6 protein-coding genes are annotated in these 16,443 nt (G+C 59.3%); all 6 read right to left on the bottom strand.

The genetic code is table 11. The features are described from left to right. Nucleotides 1–124: 124 nt before the first annotated feature. Nucleotides 125–2,992, bottom strand: a complete 2,868-nt coding sequence (locus tag FFS30_RS18825; RefSeq protein WP_137914735.1) for a DUF1631 family protein — start codon at nt 2,990–2,992, stop codon at nt 125–127. A gap of 478 nt (nt 2,993–3,470) precedes the next feature. Further along, a complete protein-coding gene (locus FFS30_RS18820; protein ID WP_249352559.1) occupies nt 3,471–4,307 on the bottom strand; it encodes an ankyrin repeat domain-containing protein in 837 nt (278 codons plus the stop codon). Nucleotides 4,308–4,430: 123 nt separating this feature from the next. Then, nucleotides 4,431–5,360 (bottom strand): ankyrin repeat domain-containing protein, encoded by a 930-nt coding sequence (locus FFS30_RS18815; RefSeq protein ID WP_137914733.1) that lies wholly within the window; start codon nt 5,358–5,360, stop codon nt 4,431–4,433. Nucleotides 5,361–5,534: 174 nt separating this feature from the next. Next, nucleotides 5,535–6,371, bottom strand: coding sequence for an ankyrin repeat domain-containing protein (locus tag FFS30_RS18810; RefSeq protein WP_171014733.1), 837 nt, complete (start codon nt 6,369–6,371; stop codon nt 5,535–5,537). A gap of 116 nt (nt 6,372–6,487) precedes the next feature. Next, the gene (locus FFS30_RS18805; protein WP_137914731.1) at nt 6,488–7,063 is read right to left on the bottom strand and encodes a hypothetical protein; all 576 of its coding nucleotides are present in this window, start codon (nt 7,061–7,063) and stop codon (nt 6,488–6,490) included. Next, nucleotides 7,060–15,732: an FG-GAP-like repeat-containing protein gene (locus tag FFS30_RS18800; protein WP_137914730.1), complete on the bottom strand. Its 8,673-nt coding sequence runs from the start codon at nt 15,730–15,732 to the stop codon at nt 7,060–7,062. Before FFS30_RS18800 ends, FFS30_RS18805 begins: the two co-directional genes overlap by 4 nt. Between the last annotated feature and the right edge of the window lie 711 nt (nt 15,733–16,443).

Genomic DNA, 16,443 nt, shown 5'->3' with positions numbered 1-16,443 from the left:
AGCCGCGATCGGTATCCGTTTGATCCATGGAGAAGTGGCGCACGGCAAGGGCACCGCGCACGCAGCGACGTCCGCGCGTCAGACGCGCGGAACCGTCAGAGCAAGAGAGACTCGAATCGAATCGTCAGGACAGCGCCGACGTGACACCGTCGCGCAGCTTGCTGAACATCGACTGCAGCGAACGATCGAACAGCGATGCGCGCGGAACGATAAAGGCCAGTTCGCGATCGAGCAGATCGTCCAGATCGACACGGCTTTCTTCCCGCCAGATCGTGCCGTCGGGCTTGACCAAAATCGTACGCCCGGTGAAGGCGCCGATCCAGGAAACTTTGCCGCGACCGGCGCGGCTCGCCTTCGGCTCGGCAGCGCCCTCGCCCGCTTCGTCCTTGAACTCGATCCAGTCACCGATCGCCCAGCGCGTCGGACTCGGCTTGGTCAGGATCGGCTTGATCTTGAACGCGGAGCTGCGTCCGGCCGCCGGCGTCGCGTCCGCTTCAGCCGGCGAGGAGGGCTCGGCGGGCGCCGATTCCTCTGCGACCTCATCTAGCGATTGCACATCCTCCACCGCAGATGGATGCACGGGGTCGGCAGAAGCAGTAAATCCTTCGTGCCAATTCCACTGCTGCGCGGGATCGGCAGCCGTTTTGCCGGTGCGAACCTCGGCCCAGCGCCGGAACATGGCGATCCAGCGCGCGCGCGCCTCGGCGGACGCCGGCCCTTCGGCCAGCACGTCGCCCCAAGCGCGTTCCATTCCGGGCCAATCCTGGTCGAGATCGTTCTGCGCCTTCGTGCTCGGCTTGACCGACAACAGAGCGACGACGCTGTCGAGTTGCCTCTCCAGCCACGACGCTTCGTAAGAGCGCTCTCCGTACTGCTGGCAGATTCGCGTCTGGCGATTCACCCAAAGCAACGACAGGATATGGCGCAGCCCTTCGGGCATATCGCGGCCGTCGAGGCGCCCGTGCATGCGCGCGGTCACCGCGAGACGGATCTGATGCAGACGTGAACGTTCGGCCAGTTGTTCGGCAGACGCATTCGCCGTCATTGTCGGCTTGGCCGGCGCAGCCTCTTCGGCGAGCGGCGGCTCGGATTTCGTATCGATGATCGCTTCGTCGGCAGACGTTGCCGCGGCAGGCGCTTCGTCGGCCAGTGCTTTCGGATTGGCATTCGCCAGGGCAGTGAGCTGATCGCGCTCACGTGCCGCGGCGCGCTCGGCGACCGCATCGGACCAAGTGCGGAACTGCGTCCATTCGCGCTCGAAGAAGGCATAACCGACATCGTGGTTCGCGACGATGCGGCCGACCAGCGCGTGCATCTTCAGCATTTTTTCCGCGAGCATCGGGCTACCGGGCGTGCAGCTCTTGCCGACCTCGGCAAGACGATCCATCAGCGCGCGCGCCGGATGACCGGCATCGGTGAACATGCGCGAATCGACCAAGGCGAGGCGCAGATACGGCAGTTGCAGGCGCGCGAGCAGCGCCTGCACGCCGGCAGGCAGAGCCTGATCCTGTTGAATGTAGCTGAACATCATCGCGACCATATCGATGACGTCTTCGTGTTCGCCGAGCGGGACTTCCGCCTGATCGGCGCGACCGTCCTTCGCAGACTCTGGCGCGCCCGCAGCGGGCGCGGCCTTCGTCGCCGCGCCGGGCGGCATGCGTTGAAGCAGGGTCCGGCTCAACTCGTGCTTGAGCATGCCGGGGTCCCAGGTCTCTTCCGCTTCACCGACCCACGAGGTCGGCAGCTTGGGCGGCGGCAGCGACGCCAGCACTTCCATCAAGGTATGCAGTTCGAGCGCGCGCGGCACCGGCTCGGCCATAGCCGGACTCCAGCCGGCCATCGCGCCCATCGGCATTGCCGGTCCCGCAGCGCCCGGCATCGCCTGCGCATGTCCGGCACCGGGGGCCCATGCCGTGGCATAGCGCGCCATGCGGCGATGTTCGAGCAGCGCACGCACCGTCGCGGTCAGACGCGCCTGTTCGACCGGGCTCGGAAAACCTTCCGCGCCGAATTCGAGATTGGGTACGACGAAATTGCCGGCGGCGAAATCCGCGCCCGGCGGCATAGACGCATCATGCAGGTCGGGGCCGAGCGCAGGCACCGTCTCCAGCCATGAGGGGTCTTCCCACGACTCGCGCTGCGGCGCGGGCGCGGCCGGCATAGCCCGGTTGCTGCGCGCCATCGCCGCCCGATGCGCCGCCGCCGGCGACCAATTCCACTGCGGCACCACGCCGCCTTGCACGAGGATGCGATTGAGTTCCTTGCAGCCTGCTTCGACCGTGCTCACCACGACGCGGTCGAACAGCTTGAATACGACCAAGGCCACCTCGACCGGCAGGCTCGGCACTTCGTCGAGAGACTTGGCGAAGGTTTGCACCAGCAGAGCCGGCGCCGCGGGCACTTCGTCGGCCTCGACTACAACACCTTTGCGCAGCACGGTGAGGCGATGGCACAGCGGCGGCAGCTCCATGCGGCACAGGGATGCACCGCGTGCGATCGAGCTTTCGATCGCGAGCTTGCGCTCAAGCGTGACGTCATCGACCAGCGAGAAACCGCCGTTCGCATCGACCGGGGCACCCGCAGCGGAAACCAGACGCGGCCGAAACGAACCGGGCGCCTGCGGCCGCAGATTTTTCCATGCCTCGTCGAGACGGTCGAACCAACCCTGGATCAGCGCTTCGCGGTTCTTGCGCAGAACGCGCATGCCCTCGAAGAACTGCTGGAAAGAAGAACCGGAGCGATCGAACAACGCGTCGTCGAGCTTTTCGAAAAGCTGCGCGGACAGCGGCCTGAGCATGTCCGCCTGGGTATTGCTCAGGCGGCTCCACCAGTCCTGCCCGTGTCCGTGGCCCTGATAAGCGTCTCCCGTCGCCGTCGCGTCGGCGCGACGAAATTGCGAAGCGGAATCGGAGGCCCTGGCGGAATCGCGGTCCGCCGAGCCAGGCTCGGAGGCCGACGAGATCGTGCGGTGCATTGGGGGCGGCGAAGTCATGACGATCTCTTTCCCGGGCGACCTGCCAAGCCCCCTGAAACCCGGCGAGGTCACATCAAAAATCGGAAGCAAGCCGATGATAAAGAAATAGAACGATTGTTAACGTGACGTTGTTCGCCCTTGCCTCAAACGAGATCGATGGACTTCGCAGAATGAGAGCAAAATGAGGCCGCGCAGCGCGCGAGCGATCGCGCGACGCAGCCACTCGCCGCTGGCGCGATACGCAAGAACGCAACGGATCCCCGCAGAATCGTTGACTTGTAACCCGATCGTCAAACTATTCGCAGCGCGGCCATCGCCTCGACGACGGAGCCGTGCCCGTCCGCGTCCGCCCCATCGCTGCCAAGGCCATGCCGTCGCCTTCGGTGACGAAAGTCTTCTCGCACTCGGCAGCGGTGCCGATATTCCTTACTCACCGCGCGCGCTGCGCTGGCGCTGATGAAGCAAGGCAATTGTGTACAGAGCGCGCTCCGTCGAGCTAAGCGCACGTATACGGCTTGAGGTACTCAACAATCTGCGGGAAAGCCTCTCGATCTTCTTGAGTCGAGCCCGAGTTGCCTCGGCCCACCATGATGCTGACGGCAGTGTGACCAGAGCGATTCTTCACGCACGGATCTGCACCTGCACGAAGGAGTAGAAGGGCCACTTCGAAGTAGTTCAAGCCAATTGCAAGTTCCAGGACAGAATCTCCAGCCGCCGCGATCGGATAGTTGGTTAACTCCACGCGATTCAGATCGGCATGATGCTGGATCAACAATTCGATATTCCGGGTGCGTCGCAGCGTCACTGCATAAGAAATCGGCGTTCTTTCTGCATCATCAACCGTTAAATTGGGATTCCCTCCGTGACTGAGCAGAGCTTCCAAAAAGCGTGAATCGCCTCCTTTCGCTGCCATCCCCATCGGGCTGAGCTGAGGTCGCTTGACGTCGCAACACGACACCAGGTTCGGATCGGCGCCGTGCTCGAGCAGCCAAAGAAATCCCATCACATTGCGCTTACCCAAGGCCCATAGAAGCGGCGTCATCCCGCGCTGCCCTATCCCATTGACCGGCACACCTTGAGCAACGAGCTGCTGCATTTGCTTGGTATCACCGCGCCCAGCCGCATCAGCGAGCTTGCCTACTTGCACCATACCCAAAAAGAAAATCTCGCTGATAGGAACATCCAGCGTTCCTTCTGCGACTTGATCGCTCATCAGTTCAAAGTTTCTCGGGAACTCTTTGCGCATATCGTCTACGCTGCAGGCCGATTGCGAGAGAAGCAGTGCAGATGCTGCAAAGATTGATCGCCAAACCATATGAATGACCTCGATCATCAATACCAAAATTTCCGGATTGAATGTCGTTCGAATTGCTGCGCATGCATTTCCGCCTCATCGCGCACGATGCGTTGGCGACGATCGAGCAAGGCAATTGTGCACAGAGCGCACGTCGCAGGGCTAATCGCACGTATACCGCTTGAGGTGCTCGACAATCTGAGGGAAAGCCTCTCGATCTTGCAGAGTGGAGCCTGAATTGCCTCGACCAATCATGCCGCCAACTACGGTGTGCCCAGATCGGTCTTTAATGCAGGGATCGGCACCTGCACGCAGAAGTATTAAGGCGATTTCAAATTGCGAAGAATCGAGCGCCTGCTGAAGCGCAGTGCCGCCAAAAGCCATTACGGTAATGTCACTCAGTGTCACGCGGTTGAGATCGGCGCGATATCGAACCAGTAGCTCAATGTTCTTTTTATGTCGAAACTTTACCGCAGAAAAGATTGGCGTCCTCTCGGCGCTATCAACAATCAGATTGGCATTTCCTCCGTGTTCGAGCAGCGCCTGAAGATACTGCGAGTCTTCAATCGCCGCAGCCTCCTCCATTGGGCTTAACTGTGAATTTTTTACGTCGCAGCATGACACCAAATTGGGGCTTGCTCCGTGTTCAAGCAGCCACCGGAACCCAGTCACGCCCCGCTTGCCCATGGCCCATAAGAGCGGCGTCATCCCTCTCTGCCCGACTCCATCGATCGCCACGCCTTGATCGACCAGCCGTTGCATCTGTTCCGTGTTGCCTCGTTCAGCCGCGCTGGCAAGCTTGCCGATTTCGACTGAACCAAGAAAGAACACGTCTTCAATTCTGACAGTCATGGCCGCATGGATAATTTGACCCGCCATGAACTCGTACCCACTGGACTCTTTCCGTTTTATTTCGTCCTGCATACTACACGCCGATTGCGAAAGCAGAAGCGCGATCACGATGGAACTCCCTTGAAGAATTTTCTGAGCCATATTCTCCACCTTGATCAATGCCAAAAAATTTTGGTCGAGTATCGATCGAGTTTTTGAAAAGGTGCTGCTATTTTCATTAATTGAAATTAAAAAAACCAAACTGCGCTCAAAGTATCGCCAAAGATATAGAAATTAGTTATGCCGCGAGGACCGATGCCCGGCGCTATCCACATTGATGCCCTGCAATGCGAATTGAGATCGAAGGGATTGAATACCACCGCGCCTGCACCGAGAATTTTGCCGAACAGGTTAGTGTGGCGCACCCTCTTCTTGTCACTCGCAGGTATATTTCTTGAGGTAATCGACAACCTGAGGGAAAGCCGCTCGGTCCTGCCATGTCGCCCCGGAATTGTTGTTTCCAATCAATGCCCCGGCCACTGAATGACCTGAACGATCCTTGACGCAAGGATTGGCCCCAGCCCGCAGAAGCGTAAGAGCTATTTCAAACTGCGAAGAATCAAGTGCATGCTGAAGCACTGTATGCCCAAACGCCATAACCGTGACATTTCTCAACTCCACGCGATTGAGATCGGCACGATGCCGGATAAGCAATTCGATGTTTCGCATCCGCCGCAACGTCACCGCATAAAAAATTGGCGTTCGCTCAACATCATCAACAATTGAGTTCGGATCACCGCCATGGCTTAGCAGAGCTTCCAAAAAACCCGAATCGCCACCCTGAGCCGCCATCCCCATTGGGCTTAGCTTGGGCCTCTTTATATCGCAGCAAGATACTAAATTCGGATCTGCCCCGTGTTCAAGGAGCCAAAGAAAGCCCTTCATATTTCGCTTTCCCAAAGACCACAAAAGCGGCGTCATCCCGCGCTGCCCTACTCCGTTGACCGGCACACCTTGAGCAACGAGCTGCTGCATTTGCTTGGTATCACCGCGCCCAGCCGCATCAGCGAGCTTGCCTACTTGCACCATACCCAAAAAGAAAATCTCGCTGATAGGAACATCCAGCGTTCCTTCTGCGACTTGATCGCTCATCAGCTCAAAATTTCTTGGGAACTCTTTGCGCATATCGTCCACGCTACAGGCCGATTGCGAGAGAAGTAGCATCGACGCCGCAAAGATTGAGCGCCAAACCACATGAATGACCTCGCTCATCCTTCCCTCCCGAAACGACCGACGCTTCACCGCCGACCACAGCGGTAGCCACATATCGCATTCCAGAATTGCTCAGTTGCCTGATGCTTGGCGCAAATGCTGCCGAAACGCCGGCGCTAACGCGAACAGCGCACAATATCTTTTGAAACAAGCGCTCTCTCTAGAACTAACTCCATTTCCTTCCAACTGGCTAGATCGGTGCCGGAAAAATAGTAGACCCCAGCCAATCCTTGGTAGTTGAAGGAACGCGAGCATTCATCGTCAGCCCTGTAGCGAAGATCACGACACTCAGCAATAAAGCGTCCCAAAATCGCCGAAGTGCTCGGACCGACAATCTTCTTCACTCGATAAGGACTCTCATCGCGTGTCGTTTCCACCAAACCGTCTATGCCTTCTATCGGCATAGCCCGCGTCTCATCAAAGCGCGGAGGATTAGGAGCACTTTCATCAGTCGGCCGCACATAAATCTGCAAAACGCTCGGAGCCCCCACAGATTTCGTACCCAGCCCCCCCGCGTAAGTGACTCGTAGTTCGCGAGCGTCGCCACCTAGCCAGCCCCCAGCAGGGTAACTTTTGACCGAAAGCCCAGCCCGTACACATAGCGCCGAGCGATGAACGGCGAATCGCTGATAGTCGTCTTTCGACGTCAGGATCAAGGCAAGCATAGCCACCAGCGTGTACGCACTTGTCATTTGTAGTTCACCTGGTTGGGGTAGACGCGGCCACGGACCCAATCGGCCTGCTGTTCTACATTGAGCTGCTTGTACGGCACACCGGATGGAACTGCATAAACGTCGAACATTCTGAACGTTCCGTAGTACAGAATCTGAAGCGGCGCCGCTTTCCAAAAGACACTTACTCCTTGCTGATACTGCAAAACGTGAGTCATCTCGTGGATCAACAATCCGATGTCCTCCGGATCGCCCGTAGTTGCCAAGTTCCCAGGATCATTGGGGTAGTGAATGATTCCGTTCGGTGTGATTGCTACATTGTCGGACTGAACTGGAATGAATTTTTGGTTGGTGACGTACACTGAATCGTAATCGATAGTGTCTTCACCAAACGCAGCCATCATTGCCTGGTGAGTTGCTGTGATTTCCTGTGGCTCAAGAGGGCGCCCCAGTTTAGCTGCACGCTGGTCGGGGGTCTCTTGTGCTGCTTGTCGCGCCGCATCCAAGCCATCTGCAATCGCTTTTTGCATCACCGCGCTTTCGGCGCCATTTATGAATTTTCCACCCGACAGCGCCGATGCCGTGCCGCCAACCATCGCGGTGGCCATGTACTGGAGTGCACCGTTGTGAATACCGTTCACTGTCGGCATCACCGCCGCACTCACTCCGGCAGAGAAAAAACCACTTCCAAACTTTCCACCCTGCAACTCCGACGTCACGCCGCCGACAATGCCGTTGCCTACTACTCGCGCGGTCTGCCCGACGGAGTTCAACTCCCTCGATCCATTCACGATATTAGTAGCCCAAGGTTGTCGGCCCAGATAGCTTCCTATCCCGTAGAACGCCGCCGCGGAGAATGCTCCAATTAACCCGCCTTGCAAGGTGCCCGTCTGGATCACTCCGGCTGCGAATCCGGCAACAGCGTACGCCGCCATCATTGAGTTCCCCAAAAACGGGGCCAACGCAGGAGCAAAGTAAAAAATCGCCGCGCTTACAGCAATCTTCAGAAGATTTCCGAACCACGAGTATCCGGACGGGTCTGTCAGTGTCAGTGGGTTATTCGCGACGTAGGCATATCGATTCAGCCCTTGGCTTCCTGGGTTCTGTACCGGATCGGCCTGCAACATCCTCCCCAGCGTCGGATCGTAAATCCGCCCATTGAAGTGAATGAAGCCCTGGCTGTTCACGTGCTCCTGCCCCGTGAAACCGATGTAGCTCGTCGCCGCCACGCTGCCTTGCCAGGTCATCGGGTCGCGTTGGTTGCCGTGCGCGTCGAAGCTCTGGCTTTCCAGCACCTGGCCCGCAGGGTTCGTGATTACATCCGTACTGCCCAGATGGTCGACGAAGACGTAGCGCGTTTCGTGGGCGCCGGTCGAGCGTACGTAGTCGATCGCCTTGCCGCCCATCAGATAGCGCCGTACGTTTGCCTGCCCCGCTACGAACCGGATTTCCACTTGCCCTACGTAGTACAGCGTTGCGCCGGCATCGCTGTCCGTACGCTTGAACCGATCGCCGTCCGGACCGTACTCGAAGGCTACCGTTACACCATTGTCGACCGACTGCGTCACCTGATTGAGCGCGTTGTAGCTAATCGCGCGTCCATCCGCGTTCGTGGTCTGATTGCCGTTCGCATCGTAGCCATACGCTTTGCCGGCCACGAATATCGCCGCGTGCGGACTGCCGAGCGAGCCATGCTGACTGCAGCCGGCGCGACCTGCGTACTGATACACCACCGCACCGCCGCTCAGCGGCGTTTTCGTGCAGATGTTGCCGAGCTGGTCGTAGCTTAGGTTTAGGGTCGGAATTGGTACGGGCGTTGCACCCTGAATACGGATCAATGCCGCCCGTGTCACCCGGTTGATCGCATCGTAAGTGAAGCTCTCGGACGTCGCCGATCCGCGATAGGCACGCGTGCGCGCATCGAGATTGCCGGCCGCATCGAAGTGATATTGCAGATCCTGTAAACCGCAACTCGTGCCCGAACATACCGAACTGAGCCGGCCTGTCGCGTCGTAGTAAGTCAACGTACTCTGCAGAGATGTGCTGCCGCCGCGCATGTCGCCGACGACTTGGCCGCGTGCCGTCGTCGTCTGCAGTTGGTACAGAGTACCGATGCGGCTATCGATCAGGCTTGCCGAATACCCGTTCGCGCTGTAGCCCGGCGTCACGTAGTGACCGCTTATGTCCTGCTGTGCCTTTAGCCGACCGTAACCATCGTAGGCCGTACTTTCCGGGTAGTCCTTGCCTGCTATCGTCGTCGTTCGCGTACGCAGACGGCCGTAGCTGTCGTAGGCGAAGCCGCGCGAGAACGATGTCGTCGCACCACTTGTTCCGCTGCGCGACTCGCTGGCGAGTTGGCCATATCCATTGAGAGCCGTGTCGTAAATCCAGGTATCGGTCAGATTGTTGCCGTCCGCCGCATTGCTCGTCGTGCGTTGCCAGCGCCGGCCCTGAGCGTCGTAGCTCAACGCGATCGTCTGATTCTTCTGATCCGTCTGACCGATAACCTCGCCTGCGGCGTTGTAGCTGAAGTAGGTCGTTCCGCTGTCCGGATCGCTTTGACTGATCTTGCGACCCAGGTCGTCATAGCTGTAGCTCGTAACGATGTCGCCGCTGCCGGCGTTGCGCACGATCGTGGCGACATCGCCGAACACATCGTACGTCTGCGTCACGGTCAGTCCTACGCTTGCGTCGCCCGTCACCTGCGGGTCCTGGGTCGAAACCAATTCGCCGAGCACGTTGGTGGTTTGGGTCCATCTCCAGACTGCGTTGCGCGGGCTGCTCGTCGTGGTCGTCAACGTGGAATAGGTTTTGCTGATCGCACTGTCGTCAGGCTGAGTCAATCGCACGACGCGGCCGATCACGTCATAAGTCGAAATCGTTGCATACGTGGCGCTTGCACAAGGCGAGGCCGATGAAGCTGTGAGATTAGGTGCGCCGTCGGTAGATGCCGCCACCGGCAGGAAGAACGGCTCCGATTGATAGGTAGTACGGTTATGTGCATCGGTATACGCGCACACGCCGCTGAACTGCTTGGTCGTATCGTTGCCGTCGTAGCTGCGCGTCACCTGCAACACCGGGCGGCCGAGTACGTCGTAGTAGGTCCAGCTCGACGGCGCGCCGACCGTCACCGTCTGCGAACGGAACTTGAAACGCGTATCGCTCGAGCAACCGACCGCTTCGGCGCCGCTGCAGGAGCGGTAAGTCGTCGTGCCTGCCTTGCCTGTGCCGTCCGCGGTGAAATACGGCCTGCCGAGAACGCCGTACTGCGACCATTGGGTCGTCGCGATTCCGTTGAGCGTGTAGCCGCTGCTGTCGTTGATCGACTTTTGCTGTACCGGATTGCCGAATTCGTCGCGCCTGCCTACGCTGAGGACCTGCTGCTCGTTCCATGCGCCAGCGGCCGAATAGAACGGCAGGACGCTGCCCGTACTGTAACGCCCGATCGCGTCGTAGCTGGTTCTGGCGTAACGCAATACCGTCAGGCCGTTCTGGCGCTGATTGACGCCGCTGCGAGTACGGCATTGGCCATCGGTCAGATTGGCGCTGCATTGATAAGCCGCCGTACGATTTCCCCAAGCATCCAGATCGTACAGTGTGCGCAAATCCTGATCGCTTTGGCCGCCTGTCTGGATACGTTCGGAAGTCAGTAGCCCGCTGCCTGCATCGTAGGTATAGCTCGTCGTCCGTGAACGCGATGTCTGCCCGGGCCGGGCAAACTTCACGACACTTTGCGTCAGCCGGCCCAATTGCCAGATGCTCGCGTTGTCGGTGTAGGCATTCGCGACGACTTTCTCTGCCGATGCCGTGCCGTGACCGTCAGTCGTCAGCGTACGACTGCCCATAAGGTTGCCCGTGCCGGCCGTACTGCCGTTGCCGTCGTAGCAGAACCAGTTTTCGACCAGCGCGTAGATGGCGCGTTGCGCAGGCGAGCCCGTCGCCAAATCGTAGGTCGCATCCTGCGTATAACTGATGTAGGTAAAGACCGGCCCGACGCTCGAGGAGCCGGTGAAAACACCCGCGGTGTAATCAGGCGGACGCGCCATCGACTGACTGCCGTTTCCACCCAACGTGCAGACATTCGTATTGATGTTCGCCAAACAACCCGGGCCCGCACACACGGGCGTTTGCGCGCCGACGCTGAACACGGTGCCCCATGCGCTCAGAATGTCAGGCCACGGAAACTGAAAATCGGGGGCCGATGCGTTGCCGACGACGCCCGAGAAACAGTTGTAGCCCGCCGCTTCCGCATTCGCAGCGCAGGCATCCAACTGCGAGCTCCCGCGCGTGACAGTCGCTCCATTGACGGCCTGCTTCAAGGTCGCAATCGGCATGCCCGTGATCGGATAGCGCTGGGCATAGCGATTGATGGTAGCGACATGCTGCGCTGTAGCCGCGCCGTCGTTGCCGTCGAAACTCCACGTCTCGTAAAACCCGAGGAAGCCGCGACCGCCGGACTGCATCGTCGCGCCTCGATAGCGATAGTAGACTGTGCTGAAAGCATTGGCGTCGGCCTGCGTGGGCGCACTGCTCGATGCCTGGCTGACCACATACATCGGTGCCAGCACATCGAACACGGGCGAAGCCCATCCGTAGTCGAGCGCTCCGGTCAATGCCGGATAACCATTGATCCCGCCGCGCTGATAGACGCCTATGTTGGTCAGCGGTTGATAGGTAACGCGCGTGATCGCACCGAGGCCGTTGGTGAAATCGGTAATCACATCGCGCGGCCGATAGCGGCTGCCGGCGCCCGCGCGGCTCGTGTATACATTGTTGCTGCTGACCGTGGTCGACAGACCGAGGTAGTCCGGAGCGCCGTCGCCGTCGAAATCACCGATCAGCGCGATCCAGTCGCTATAGCCATACAAGCCGCCGCCAGGCACTGTGCCGGGCACCGACATGAAACTCCAACCCTCCGTCGTGGCAGAGGTCGGCACGAGACTTTGATAGTTGTACGTGCTGAACGGCGAGCTGCCGACCGGATAGACCAGATCGGTCTTGCCGTCGCCGTTGATGTCGGCCAATTGCAGCAAATCACCGTTGCTGATGTTGTCGACCGAGATGCGCGTGTTGTAACCCCTGCCGTTGTTTATCAGCGCCCAATATGTCGTAGCGCTGGTCGTGTCTTGATAGAGGATGTCGCTCAGCCCATCGCCGTTGAGATCGGCTACATAGACCTTGCGGTTGTCGTCGGGCAAGGTGAAGCTCGTATCCCACCATCGCTCTTGCAAGAGGACGGTGCCCGGCGTCGAACCGCTCGGCGGCGTGATCTGCGAGACGACGAACTGTGTCCAGTAATTTCGTCGGTTCGTGGCAGGACCACAGGTCGAGCAACCCTCGCGAAGGGTGACGGCCTGCACGAGTGCCGTGAGGTCCGCCCTTCCATCGCCGTTGACATCGGCAGCAATCGCCGAGCGGTGCACTGCCGAATTGGTGTTGAAGATGGAAATGTAGCAATCGAGCGAACTTGCATTCGGGAAATTCGCATAGGTACAGGTCGTATCGCTGACCCTGTAGCTGAGGTTGTACGCCGACGAAAACGTCAGGCCGCTCCCTTGCCGAGTCAAGAATCGCGCGCTGAATCGGTTGCCGCCGGTCGGGTAGATGAAATCCGGCAAACCGTCGCCGTTCAAGTCCGCAAGCAGGCCGGTGGCCGCCGTGGAAGCATTCCCGAGTGGATCGTTATAGCTCATCACGACAATCGGCGATGCGAGTGTCGCCAGCAAATCGGCACTGCCGAAAACGGCAGCACCTGCAACTGGGCGGCCAAGGCTGGAGAAAACCTTCCAGTTGCTCCCTATCGCACCGCCAATCAGCAAGTCCGCACGTCCGTCCCCGTCGTAGTCCAGCAGATTCCATGACTGATCGTTGCCGCTCAGATTGATCGGCGCACAGGTTCTCGCTTGTCCGGCCGTGCTGAGGGTCATCTCGCCGCCGGCAGTGCGATCGAGAAAACCGACGTAAATGCTGCTCTTACCGCTGCCGCAAGCATTGTCGTTGACGGCCCAGACGAAGTCCTGACGTCCATCGCCATCGATGTCGGCGATTTTGTATCCGGCGAAACTGGTGAAATTCGGGCCGCTCTGACTTTGATATTTCGTCCCGGGCTGCAGCGTATTCTGAGCAGCGGACCAGGTGAATTTCGTCGGTGCGAAACAAACTGCCTTACTGCTGTCGCGGCACTCCTGAACCTGCCTGAGTTGCTGGAACTGCGATCCCGACAGAGAAGACTGATAAGCCAATTCGTAATAGCGCAGCATGCCCGACGCATCGGTGACCGCCACACTGGAAAGCTGCTGCGTTTGAACGAAGGCAACTCCGCTCTGGTAGCCCAGTCTGACTAACGTGGTCGGCAACGCCGCATATGAAAAACTGATGCTCGCATAAGGAGAGGAGACCGGCGCGGTCGCATGCCCCGTATAGCTGATCCGGGCCAATGTCGTTTCCACTGCCGCGGCGGCAAACGGCAACGAACCGCTCGCCGGGCGGCTGTTGTACAGATAGTCGATGTAATTGCCTTTCGAATCCTGCGTGCGCGCAAGACTCCAGCTGATCGCCACGTTCTGACCGTTCAGCGATGCAGTGGCCAACGCATTCGGCGACGACGCCATATAGCCGTAGGTGCTCGTCGTGCCATCCTTGCGCTGGACAATGAAGAAGTCGGGCCCGGCATAGCTGCCCGAGACTCGCGCCGTCACTTTCGTGGTCGGGTCGGTCTCGGGGGAATAGATCGTGTTGTCGGCCCCGTAGTTACCGCTGTTGTCGGTCAGCAGCAAACGAACCCCATCCAGACAGAAGCGATCCGACGCGGTGAAATTTATGGGTTGCGGGTTGCCGTCTGCTTGACCGAAGTCGCCGCTCTCGCGCGTTTGCCGGCAACGACTGATCTGCGAGGAGGCTTCGATCGCCCAGCCAGGACCCATCAATCCGTTTGGCAGGCGACTGTTGTAACTCAGCGCAACTTTCGGTGCGACTCCGGCTGTTCCCGGTGGTGCCTGGATCGGTATCGAATAAGTCGCATTGCCCGATTCGTCCACGCGGAACTGCGCAGCGGTCGCGCCGACCCGATCGGATACCGGGTCGGTAGCGGGTATAGATGCAATGACGGGGGCGTCGGAAACCGGCATTGCCGGAATCCAGGAAATAGCCGCTCCGGGATTGCTGACCGTGTAAGCACTGCATCCTGCCGCATTGCAGGCAGCGACTCCGTAGTAATAGGTCGCGTTCGTAAACACCAACTCGGCCATTTGCCCCGACGTCGCCGGCGTATAGCTGCCGTTGACCGCTGTCCAAGGTCCAGCCAGATTGGTCGCCCGCTGAATCTTCAGATACGTCGGTGCCGCCCCAGCGGCATTCAAAGTCCAACTCGCAGTCAGAGAATTGCTACCTGTAGCTGCGGAGACGGCAACACTGGCCGGAGGCAGCGGCGGACCGGAACCCGCGCTCGGAAACCATGCCACCACATCGGCCAAAAGATGCGTCGAACCATTACTGTTGAACAGCGAGACTTGACCGTTCGGCCCTACCTGAGCGATCACCAAGCTCGGAATGACGTCTCCGGCCCTGAAGTTGATGTCCATCGCACGAGGTGGGAAGTTTCCTGATGTCGTCCCGGTACCCCACGCCACGACATAACCGGCAGCCGACGGGACTACCGCGGTGATGTTCAAAGCCACGGCACCAACGCCGGCGCTCGGCACGCCGCCGCGCCCCAGCACGGTGAGATTGAGCGTACCGCCGGCGCCTACCGCTCCCTGCCCTGAGAACTGGCCGTCGATCGTGGCGAAACCGGGCCTCGTATCCAGCAAACGGGCGGGAACCAGCGGCGACAACGTCGTGTTCGAGGAAAAATAGCCGACGACATCGACGATCAAATCGGTCGATCCCGCGCTATTGAAGAGAGATATTTTGCCGCCCGTTCCCGGAGCAACGATCACCAGATTCGGAATGGTCTGCCCGGCAACCGCATTGAGGTTGGACGCATTCGGCAAAGCCGTTCCCGTCGGCCATGCCGTCACGAAAATCGATGCGGTGGGATTGGCGGTCGTGACATTCACTACGACAGCCTTGACCCCGCTAGCCGGCACTCCGCCGCGCCCCAACACGGTCAGGTTGAGTGTGCCGCCGCCGGGGATGGCGCCGCCTCCGGCGAACTGCCCGTCTATCGTGGCCATTCCCGCGCGCGTATCCAGCAGCCGCGCGGGTGTAAGAGGAGAAAAATCCGATGTCGTAGGGAAGTAGCCTGCAACGTCGGCAATGATGTTGGCCGTGCCGGTTCCGGCATAGACGAAGATCGAGACTTGGCCGTTCGCTCCGATCTTGGCTATCACCTGGTTGGAAATACTGAGGCCCGCGGTGAAATTGAGATTCGAGGCATTCGGTACCGGCGTACCGGTCGGCCATGCCGTGAGATAGCCCGAGCCGCCCGGATCGGTCACTGTGATGTTCAAAGCCACCGCGCCCACGCCGCTGGCCGGAATGCCGGCTCGGCCCGAAACTGTCAAATTCAAAGTGGAAAGACTCGCCACCGGCCCGGTGCCGGCGAACTGTCCATCCACGGTCGTATTACCCAATCGAGTATCGAGCAGGCGCGCTGGCACCATCGGGACAAACGGCGACGATTGCGCCAATAAGGTGCCGCTGCTCAGCAGGCCGAATACGAATGCCGCGCATCTCAGAATCCAATTCATTCCCCTTCCCCTTTTTTGTGTTCGCAACGCAGCGCAGTAGGTAAGTCGCTAAGGAGGCTGCGCCAACCGCGCGGGAAGATCGGTGCGAGTCAATTCGACTGCACCCATACATACGTTCCCCTTACGGAGCTTTTTACGCGCGCAAAGGAACTCTGCCGCGGCATTGGCAGCGGAGCGAAATTCCACAGTGGAGTACGAAGGGAATCGAGAGGTCGCGCTTAAGCGCAAGTCGATGAAGAAAGGTCGCGTGCAGTACGGGAAATTCAACGCCACGGCACGAATAAAAGAAGAATATCCCGCAGGCTGCGGAAGCCGTTTCATTGTCCGGCTGAGCGCAGCGCCTCCCTCTGCCCAGCAGTTTCGCCATCTCCCCATAGCGATCCTTCCAGATTAAGCCTTCGCATCATTGCGAAGCCGTCTTATTCTTGCCACAACGACAATCGATTTGCAAGAGCATTGGTGCCGTTGGATTTTTACGTGTTTTTTATACGGCACGACAAATTCCTACGCCTTTCTTATGGGCGCAAACCTACAGTGGCGGCCGTTCCCAACAGGGCCACTGCTATGGATGCTCTCTACCTGCTTTTTCTCATCGCGCTGATCGGTTCGACCGTCGCCTTCCTGCGCCTGTGCGCGCGCCTGGAGGACAAGTCGTGATCTACCTCTTCGTCGTCGGCGCCACGATGGCGCTCACCCTTACCGGGCTGTACT

It is taken from the genome of Rudaea sp. 3F27F6, assembly GCF_005503555.1.
Classification (GTDB): Bacteria; Pseudomonadota; Gammaproteobacteria; order Xanthomonadales; family Rhodanobacteraceae; genus Rudaea.
Note: the sequence above shows the minus strand (reverse complement) of the source record. Positions and strands in the feature narration are given on the sequence as shown.

Excerpts from the sequence above, each read along its gene's own strand:
- FFS30_RS18820 (WP_249352559.1), bottom strand. The coding sequence starts at position 4,307 with ATGATCGAGGTCATTCATATGGTTTGGCGATCAATCTTTGCAGCATCT.
- FFS30_RS18800 (WP_137914730.1), bottom strand. The coding sequence starts at position 15,732 with ATGAATTGGATTCTGAGATGCGCGGCATTCGTATTCGGCCTGCTGAGC.
- FFS30_RS18825 (WP_137914735.1), bottom strand. The coding sequence starts at position 2,992 with ATGACTTCGCCGCCCCCAATGCACCGCACGATCTCGTCGGCCTCCGAG.
- FFS30_RS18805 (WP_137914731.1), bottom strand. The coding sequence starts at position 7,063 with ATGACAAGTGCGTACACGCTGGTGGCTATGCTTGCCTTGATCCTGACG.
- FFS30_RS18810 (WP_171014733.1), bottom strand. The coding sequence starts at position 6,371 with ATGAGCGAGGTCATTCATGTGGTTTGGCGCTCAATCTTTGCGGCGTCG.